The 8,478-nt window shown below is 59.3% G+C and carries 8 protein-coding genes; 1 reads left to right on the top strand and 7 read right to left on the bottom strand.

The genetic code is table 11. The features are described from left to right. Nucleotides 1-495: 495 nt before the first annotated feature. The 5 genes from A3H92_09765 to A3H92_09745 are packed head-to-tail and all read right to left on the bottom strand — an operon-like array spanning nucleotide 496 to nucleotide 4,467. Nucleotides 496-1,404 (bottom strand): acetylglutamate kinase, encoded by a 909-nt coding sequence (locus A3H92_09765; GenBank protein ID OHC74185.1) that lies wholly within the window; start codon nucleotides 1,402-1,404, stop codon nucleotides 496-498. Between the two features lie 41 nt (nucleotides 1,405-1,445). After that, nucleotides 1,446-2,084: a YihA family ribosome biogenesis GTP-binding protein gene (locus A3H92_09760; protein OHC74184.1), complete on the bottom strand. Its 639-nt coding sequence runs from the start codon at nucleotides 2,082-2,084 to the stop codon at nucleotides 1,446-1,448. 11 nt (nucleotides 2,085-2,095) lie between these two features. Next, on the bottom strand, nucleotides 2,096-3,835 hold the full coding sequence (locus A3H92_09755; GenBank protein OHC74183.1) for a membrane protein insertase YidC: 1,740 nt from the start codon (nucleotides 3,833-3,835) through the stop codon (nucleotides 2,096-2,098). Next, nucleotides 3,832-4,074, bottom strand: coding sequence for a membrane protein insertion efficiency factor YidD (locus A3H92_09750; protein ID OHC74182.1), 243 nt, complete (start codon nucleotides 4,072-4,074; stop codon nucleotides 3,832-3,834). The genes A3H92_09755 and A3H92_09750 overlap by 4 nt, the downstream gene beginning before the upstream one ends. A gap of 27 nt (nucleotides 4,075-4,101) precedes the next feature. Beyond that, on the bottom strand, nucleotides 4,102-4,467 hold the full coding sequence (locus tag A3H92_09745; GenBank protein ID OHC74197.1) for a ribonuclease P protein component: 366 nt from the start codon (nucleotides 4,465-4,467) through the stop codon (nucleotides 4,102-4,104). 334 nt (nucleotides 4,468-4,801) lie between these two features. On the opposite strand from A3H92_09745, the gene A3H92_09740 reads away from it, so the two are divergent. After that, on the top strand, nucleotides 4,802-5,512 hold the full coding sequence (locus A3H92_09740; GenBank protein ID OHC74196.1) for a hypothetical protein: 711 nt from the start codon (nucleotides 4,802-4,804) through the stop codon (nucleotides 5,510-5,512). On the opposite strand, the gene A3H92_09735 is transcribed toward A3H92_09740, so the two are convergent. Together A3H92_09735 and A3H92_09730 are read right to left on the bottom strand one after the other, a co-directional pair. Next, a complete protein-coding gene (locus A3H92_09735; GenBank protein ID OHC74181.1) occupies nucleotides 5,509-6,708 on the bottom strand; it encodes an SAM-dependent methyltransferase in 1,200 nt (399 codons plus the stop codon). The genes A3H92_09740 and A3H92_09735 overlap by 4 nt on opposite strands. Continuing rightward, nucleotides 6,708-8,471 carry a gamma-glutamyltransferase gene (locus A3H92_09730; GenBank protein ID OHC74180.1) on the bottom strand — a complete coding sequence of 588 codons (1,764 nt, stop codon included), beginning with the start codon at nucleotides 8,469-8,471 and terminating at the stop codon, nucleotides 6,708-6,710. The genes A3H92_09735 and A3H92_09730 overlap by 1 nt, the downstream gene beginning before the upstream one ends. Nucleotides 8,472-8,478 lie beyond the last annotated feature (7 nt).

The raw sequence follows: 8,478 nt of genomic DNA, 5'->3' as shown, positions 1-8,478 counted from the left end.
GAACTTTTGCGCCGAATCATCGCCGCCATATGGGTCGTAATAATGCCTCAATCAGCACTCAACCCGGCTTATTAACGGTCGACTAATTACCTTTTAGTAAGGGTAATAAAGAGGGCAATGCCAACGGCTATTGACGATGACTCGTTGTCGGCGGGGTCAGGATTCCCTTAAGGAAGAATCCTCCCCCTTGCTTCAAGGGGGAGTTAAGAGGGGGTATCGAAGATGGAATTATCAGCCTGTGTGTTTTGACACAGAGGCACAGAGGCACAGAGGCGCAGAGAAGATCAAGCGAAGTTTTCTTCCTGCTTTTTCTTTTTTCTCTATACCTCCTCTGTGTCTCTGAGCCTCTGTGGTTAAAAAAACAGTGCTTATTCCGGTCAACGCGCCGGGCGTTAGGGGTATTTGCAGTAACCTCCCCTGACCCCTCCTTGGTAAGGAGGGGAAAGCGCCGGGGTTGCCATGGGTCAATATTAATGGCCGCCGGCATAATAAGCCCTAATCCGGGCGGATGAGGGTTCCGGCGCCGTGTTCGGTGAACAGTTCCAGAAGGATGGCATGGGGAACCCGGCCATCGATGATGACGGCGCCCTCGACTCCTCCCTCGATGGCGGCGATGCAGGTTTCGGTCTTTGGAATCATCCCGCCCCGGATTGACCCGTCCTTAATCCGTTTTTTGATCTGCGATATGGTCAGTTCGTTGATCAGGGCGCCGTCGGCGTCGAGCACCCCCTCCACATCGGTCAGCATCAACAGACGTTTCGCCGATAAGGCGGAAGCGACGGCTCCCGCCACCGTATCGGCATTGATGTTCAGCGTCTCTCCGTTGAGACTGCTGCCGATGGGGGCGATTACCGGGATAACGTCCGATTTTTCGAACAAGTGAAGGATATGAGGGGTGACTTCCTCGGGTTCGCCGACCAGACCCAGGTCCAGCACCTTCTCGATGTTGGAATCGGGGTCGCGCTTGGTCCGCCGCAGCTTGCGGGCCTGGATCAGGTTGCCGTCCTTGCCCGAAAGGCCGACGGCGAAACCGCCCGCTTCGTTGATGGCCGAGACGATCTTTTTGTTGATGGCCCCGGAAAGCACCATTTCGACGACATCCACCGTTTCCTTGTCGGTGACGCGCAGGCCGTCGATAAACTCGCTCTTGATCTTCAGCTTTTCCAGCATACTGCCGATTTGAGGGCCGCCGCCATGCACCACCACGGGGTTGATGCCGACATGCTTCATCAGCACCACATCACGAGCGAACAGCCGCGCCAGCCCGTCATCGCCCATGGCGCTGCCGCCGTACTTGATGACGATGGTCTTGCCGGCGTGACGCCGCATATAGGGCAGGGCCTCGGATAAGGTTTTCGCCTGATCCAGCCATTCCTGCCTGGTTTTTTTAGTTTGTGTGTTCATGCCCGGAAATCTAAGCCCTTGAAGCTGATTTTGCACTAACTTTAGGCGGGAGAGGCCAACGCCGCCAGGGTTGATCGAAGATAGGGGATGCCGATTCCTTTTATGGCGCTGGTGGCGATGACTTCGGGGTTGGCCGCCCCGTGGGTTGCCAGCTCCTTGGCGACTTCACCAATAAGGCTTTCAAGCCTGCCCGCTGAAATCTTGTCGCACTTGGTCAGCACCACCTGATAGGGCTGCGCCGCCTTGTCGAGCATGGTCATGACCGGGCGATCCGTGTCTTTGATGCCGTGACGGGCGTCGATCAACATGCAGGTGCGGCGCAGGGCCTGACGCCCCTTGAGATAGGAGTTCACCAGCCGCGTCCAGCGCTTGACGATATCCTTGGGCGCTTTTGCGTAGCCGTAGCCGGGAAGGTCGGCCAGCATCAGCCGTCCGCCCAGGGTGAAAAAGTTGATCTGCTGGGTGCGTCCCGGCGTATTGGAGATGCGGGCCAGCGTCTTTTGTCCGGTCAGGGCGTTGATCAGCGAGGACTTGCCGACATTGGAGCGGCCGGCGAAGGCGATCTCGGATAAAGCGGTCTCGGGAACCTGGGCAAGGGCGGCGGCGCCGAGAATGAACACGCAATCTTGGGCGAATAGCCGCCGGCCGATTTCCTCGGCATCTTGTTCCTTAGGGGCCATTGCAATCCGTTTTAAGCCTTAACTCCCATGCGCCTCATGATGATCCACTGCTGGGCGATAGAGAGGGTGTTGTTCCACGCCCAGTAGATCACCAGTCCGGCCGGGAAGGGGGCCAGCAGGAAGGTAAACATGATGGGAAGAAACATGAATATCTTGGCCTGTATCTGGTCCGCCGGCTGAGGGTTCAGCCTCTGCTGTAAAAACATGGTTATTCCCATGATCAGCGGCCACACGCCGATCATCAGGAAATCGGGCGGAGTGAACGGCAGCAGACCGAAAAGATTGAATATCGTCGTCGGATCGGGCGCCGACAAATCTTTTATCCAGCCGAAGAAAGGAGCATGGCGCATCTCGATGGTGACGAACAGCACCTTGTAAAGCGCAAAAAACACCGGAATCTGGATGAGGATGGGAAGACAGCCGGCGGCGGGGTTCGCTTTCTCACGCTTGTAAAGGGCCATCATCTCCTGGTTCAGCCGCGTCTTGTCCTCGCCGAAGCGCTCGCGCAGTTTGAGCATCTCGGGCTGAAGCTTCTTCATCTTGCTCATCGCCACATAAGACTTGTTGGCCAGCGGGAAAAACAGAAGCTTGATTACCACCGTCAACAACAGGATGGAGACGCCGAAATTACCGACATGCTCATTGATGAAAACCAAGACATAGAAGATGGGCTTTGTCAGGAAGTACAACCAGCCGAAGTCGATGGCCAGATCAAACCGGGAGACCCCTTTTTGCGATTCGTAGGCGTCAAGCAGCTTTGCTTCCTTGGCGCCGACGAACAGGCCATTAACCGATTTGACTGACGCTCCGGGGGCGACGGTCGCTTGCGGGCCTACATAGTCCACCTGATAGAGATCAGTCTCGCCGTCCAGGCTGTGGAAGAAGCGGGCGTTCACCGGAATCTTCTGGTCAGGCACCAGGGCCGCCAGCCAGTACTTGTCGGTGATTCCGATCCACCCTCCGACGGTTGACTGCTTGATGGTGCCGGCATCCTTGATTTCGGTGTAGTCAACTTCGGCAAGAGTGCCGTTGAAGACGCCGAGCAGGCCCTCATGCAGGATGATGTAGCCGGTCACCTTGGGCGTGCTGCGGCGGGAGATCAGGCCGAACGGATATAAATCGACGGACTCGGCGCCCGTATTTTCCACCCGTTGGGTCACCGTAAACATAAAATCGGCGTCAATGGCGTAGGTTCTGGAAAAACGCAGGCCCTTGCCGTTGTCCCAGCTCATTGTTACCGGGCTATCCTCGGTAAGAACGTCGCGGTCGGCTTTCCACAAGGTTTCGGGGCCGGGCGCGTCGACGCCGGCCCCGGCGACCCAACCGAACTGGGCGTAGTAGGCCTTGCTTGATCCTTGCGGAGTAAGAACAACGATCTCGGGGCTGGAGGGGGCCAGGTCCTCATGGTAATCGGCAAGGGTAAGGTCATCAATTCTAGCGCCGGCGAGGGCGATTGACCCATGTAGCCGCGATGATTTGATGGAAACTCTTTGACCGGCGGCAAGCAGCGCCTCGCGGCTTTTTTCGACTGCCGGCTCCCGGATCGGCGAAGCAACGCCGGGAGTCGGCGGCACTTGGTCCTCCTTGGAGGATTGCGGGGCTTTGGAGGCGGGCGCTTCCGCTTTCTGTTCACTTTGCGGCGCGGTTTCGACAGGCGCCGGCGCATGGCGGGCGCCGTAATAGATTTCAAATCCGAACAGGATCACGACGGAAAGAACAATCGCCAGAACAATATTGCGGTAATCAATCATGAATCATGCCCGCCCGGACGCTCTGGAACCGGATCGAAGCCGGAACCGCCCCACGGATGGCAGCGCCCGATGCGCTTGAGCGCCAGCCGGCTCCCCCGCAACCCGCCGAAACGATCAACGGCGTCAAGGGCATATTGGGAACAGGTGGGATGATAACGGCAGCTTCCCGGCAGCACCGGCGACACCAGCAACTGGTATCCCCTGATCAGCCACCAAACAGATATTTTCAGCGCCTTCATACCACCCCCGCCTCAGTTCTCTCCAACTTAACGATAGGCATTCAATCGCTTCAAAGCCGTCTCTAAATCGTTCAGCAGCGCGGCGAACGGCCTATCTAAGGTGGCGGTTCGTCCGATAACCACGAAATCATGCCCGTTTTCGGCATGATCCGAAATAACCTGTTCGACGGCGGCGCGCAGACGGCGCCGCGCCCGATTGCGCTTTACCGCGTTGCCCACCTTTCGGCTGACCGTCAACCCGACGCGAACCGGAGATACTTCGGCGTTTTCTCCTTCGCCATGATCATGACGCCTGGCCTGAAGGATCAGACCGGGAGTAACCCATTTGCGTCCGGCGCCGGCTACGCGGAGGAATTCCGGTCGGTTCTTCAGTCGTTTGACAACGAAGGACACAGCCGACTCAGGCGGAAAGACGCTTGCGTCCCTTTGCCCGCCGGCCGGCCAGAACTTTGCGGCCGCCGACTGTCGACATACGGCTGCGGAAACCATGCCGGCGCTTGCGAACGAAGTTGCTCGGCTGAAAAGTGCGTTTCACGGGTTAACTCCTAAGGAAATTCAAGGTCCGCTGTATACGGTCTTGCCTCGGCGAAGTCAACGCCGCGAAGTGTTTTAACGCCATAATGAGATTTTCACCTTACGGCGGCAAAAGGAACATCTTAAGATCATTGTTGGAACTATGCCGTTTTAACCAGCAAGGAAAGAAACAACCGTGTCGGAAAAAGTCCCCCTGCCCACGGTAAAAACGATCTCTTTGCGGCGCTTGCTGCCGGTGGTCGTTTTGGCGGCGGGGGCCGTGCTGTTTTTCGCCTTGGGTCTCCACAAATTGCTGACTTTCGAGGCCTTGCGTGAGCACCGTGACCTGCTTATCGGCTGGGTCAAGAACCATAATGTGTCGGCCATCGCCGCTTATATCGCCGGGTACGCCGTCGCGGTCGTTTTCCTGCCGCCGTCGGGAACGGTGATTACCCTGGCCGGCGGTTTTATCTTCGGAGCGGTTGTCGCAACCGTCTCGGTGATGATCGGGGCGACTATCGGGGCGACGGCGCTGTTTCTGGTCGTCAGATATTCCGCCCGTGACTTGGCGCGCAAGCTGGACGAGTCCGTCCTGCAAAAAATGGCGTCCGGGTTCCGCCGAGACGAGATGAGCTACATGCTGTTTCTTCGGCTGATTCCGCTGTTTCCGTTCTGGCTGGTCAATATCGCTCCGGCGTTTCTCGGCGTGCGCCTGCGCACCTTTGTGATCGGCACCTTTATCGGCATTATTCCCGGCGTTATCGTCTACGCCGTTGTCGGCGCCGGCCTCGGCGACGTCTTTGACGCTAATGAGGAGTTTTCCTTGGCCGGAGTGATGACGCCTGAAATCATCGCCGGTCTGGTCGGTCTGGCGGCGTTGTCGCTGGCCCCCGTCGCTTACAGGAAATACAAAACCAAATCCTAATCCAGTTGCAGCGTCAGCGCCTTCAGGTAGGCGGATTCGGGCAGATTGGGATGCACGGGGTGATCCGCCGCCGCCCCGGAGGAGCGGATAATGCGCCCCGAGCGTTCGGCCCTGGCGATGCCTATCGCTATCTCTTTGGCGAAAGTTTCGGCATCGACGTTATGAGAGCATGAGGCGATAAACAGGAACCCTCCCGGTTCGACCAGTTCCGCCGCCATTCGCGCCAGTTTCCGGTACCCTTTAAGGCCAGACTTCAGGTCTTTGCGGGACTTGACGAAGGCGGGCGGGTCGGCGCTCACCACGCCGAAGCGTTCGCCGGCCCCGGCCAGACGTTCCAGTTCAGTGAAGGCGTCGGCGCGTACGAATGAGCAGCGATGGTCAACGCCGTTCAGCCGGGCGGCCTTTTCGGCCAAGGCGATGGCGCCAGCCGAGCTGTCCACGGCAATTACCTCGCGGGCGCCGGCGGCGGCGGCGGAAACGGCGAAGCCGCCGCCGTAACAGAAGATATCCAGCATGCGGACGTCCCGGCACAAGCCGGCGACGAAGGCGTGGTTGTCACGTTGGTCGTAGAACCACCCCGTTTTTTGCCCTTCGAGCAGATCGGCAAGGAAGATCACCCCCCCTTCGTGGACTTCAACCGGCCCCTCGACGGTCCCCTTGGCGACGCGGACGTAGCTGTCCAGGCTTTCCAGCTTGCGGAAGGCGCCGTTGTTGTTAATTACCACAACCTTGGCGGCGCAAACCTCGTCGATGGCGGCCGGCACATCATCCAGCATCCGCTCCATGCCGGCGGTGGAGGTCTGAACGCTGAACGCATCGCCGAAGCGATCCACCACCAGCCCCGGCAGCCCGTCGGCCTCGCCGTGAACCAGCCGATAGTAAGGCTTCGGGAACAGCCGTCGGCGCAGATCAAGCGCCCGCTTTAATCGTCCGGCGATGAAGGGTCGGTCCACCGTTACCTTCGCGTCGTCGGTCATCATCCGAAAGCAGATCAGGCAACGCGGGTTGAAAGCGCCGACGCCCAGGGGTTTGCCGTCAGCCCGGCAAAGTATGACCGGGGTTCCCGGCTCCAGCGCCTTGGCCTCATCGTTCATCCGCACTTCATTGGAATAAACCCATGGGTGGCCGGAGGCGATCCGTCGTTCCTGGCCCGGCAGCAGAAATATGCGGGGGAGATCGGATGAAGAGCAAGCCATCAATCGCCCTGCGCCGCGCCTTCAAGGCGTTTATCAGCGGCTCCGGCGAGGCCTTCCCTGGAGGCGGTGACGGCGTGCAGGCCGCTGACCAGCGGATTAATTCGGACTTCATGTCCCATTTCTGTAAGAGCTTTTTTCATCGCTTCCAGTGCGGTTCCCTGTTCCAGTTCGACGGCGCCGTTAAGGTTGGTAAAGTTGGGCAGATCGACGGCTTGCCTGATGTTCAGGCGCCAGTCAAGCGCGGCGATCAGCGTCTTGGCCACATAGCTGATGATATGCGGGCCGCCGGGCGAGCCTACGGCCATAACCACCCGTCCGTCGCCGTCAAAGACCATAGTCGGCGCCATGGAACTGCGGGGACGCTTGCCCGGCTCCGCCCGGTTGGCGATTTGGACGCCGTCCTCAATCGGGGAGAACGAGAAATCGGTTAATTGGTTGTTGAGCAAAAAGCCGCGCACCATCAGCCGTGATCCGAACATATCCTCGATGCTGGAGGTCAATGAAACGGCGTTTCCGTCACTGTCGACAACGCTGAGGTGGGTAGTTGATACGCCCTCGGAGGAGTCGTCCGGCGCCGGGCGAAGCCCGGAAGAAGCGCCCGGCATTCCCGGCATTGCCTTGCCCATGCTTTTGGTTTTTGAAATCTCGGCGGCCCGCGAGTCAAGATATCCGGGATCGAGCATGCCGGAAACAGGCACCGGGATGAAGGCGGGATCGGCTATGTAGGTGGAGCGGTCGGCGAACGCCAGCCGCCCGGCCTCGATCATCAGATGGACGGCCGGCAGGGCAGGAGCGCCCGCCTCGGGTTTCAGCGCCGCCATGTCAAACTTTTGCAGGATGCCGAGAATCTGCAAGGTGGCGATTCCTCCCGATGACGGCGGTCCCATGCCGCAAACCATCCACACGCGGTAGAAAAGACAGGTCGGGTCGCGTTTTATCGCCTTGTAGGAAGCAAGGTCGGCGGTTTTCATGCTGCCGTTATTTTTACCGGCTTTACGCACGGTGGCGACGATGTCATCGGCGATGCCGCCGTTATAGAAGGCGTCGGCGCCGCCGGTGGAAATCAGGCGGAAGGTCTCGGCCAACTGCTTGTTGACCAGTTTGCTTCCCTCCGGCTTGGCTTTTCCGTCTTTGGTCAGGAAATAGGCGGCGGCTTCCGGGAAGTCCTTGATGTGCGCGGTGCCGTCAATCATCGCATTCAGGCGCTTGGACACCGTGAAGCCTTCCGTGGCCAGTTTGATCGCCGGTTCAAACAGTTGCTTCCAGGGTAGCTTGCCGTGTTCCTTGTGGGCCGTCTCCAGCATCCTCAGCAGCCCCGGCACGCCGACGGAAAGGCCGCCGGCGACGACATCGTTGAATTTCCTCGGCCGGCCCTGTCCGTCGAGAAACATATAGGGGGTGGCCGAGGCCGGCGCCGTTTCGCGCCCGTCGTAGGAGGCGATCTCGCCGGACTTGGCGGCGAAATGGATCATGAACCCGCCGCCGCCGATCCCCGATGATTGAGGCTCCACCAGATTCAGTACCATCCCGGCGGCGATGGCGGCGTCAACGGCGGAGCCGCCCTCGCGCAGCATTTTCAGGCCCGCCTCGGTGGCCAGCGGATTGGCGGTGGAAATCATCTGCCGCGCGGCGCGAACCGGCTCCGCCGGTTTGACGGCTTCAGCTTCTATTTTCACTACGTCCGCTTTCTCAGACGATGTCTGGCAACCGGCCATTATAGCCGGCATGGCCAAGGCCATGATCGTCTTCGCCGCGTACTTCATAGTAGCG

Source organism: Rhodospirillales bacterium RIFCSPLOWO2_02_FULL_58_16, assembly GCA_001830425.1.
Taxonomy (GTDB): domain Bacteria; phylum Pseudomonadota; class Alphaproteobacteria; order Rhodospirillales; family 2-02-FULL-58-16; genus 2-02-FULL-58-16.
This window is presented reverse-complemented; position numbering and strand designations above follow the sequence as displayed.

Excerpts from the sequence above, each read along its gene's own strand:
- A3H92_09765 (OHC74185.1), bottom strand. The coding sequence starts at position 1,404 with ATGAACACACAAACTAAAAAAACCAGGCAGGAATGGCTGGATCAGGCG.
- A3H92_09760 (OHC74184.1), bottom strand. The coding sequence starts at position 2,084 with ATGGCCCCTAAGGAACAAGATGCCGAGGAAATCGGCCGGCGGCTATTC.
- A3H92_09755 (OHC74183.1), bottom strand. The coding sequence starts at position 3,835 with ATGATTGATTACCGCAATATTGTTCTGGCGATTGTTCTTTCCGTCGTG.
- A3H92_09750 (OHC74182.1), bottom strand. The coding sequence starts at position 4,074 with ATGAAGGCGCTGAAAATATCTGTTTGGTGGCTGATCAGGGGATACCAG.
- A3H92_09735 (OHC74181.1), bottom strand. The coding sequence starts at position 6,708 with ATGGCTTGCTCTTCATCCGATCTCCCCCGCATATTTCTGCTGCCGGGC.
- A3H92_09730 (OHC74180.1), bottom strand. The coding sequence starts at position 8,471 with ATGAAGTACGCGGCGAAGACGATCATGGCCTTGGCCATGCCGGCTATA.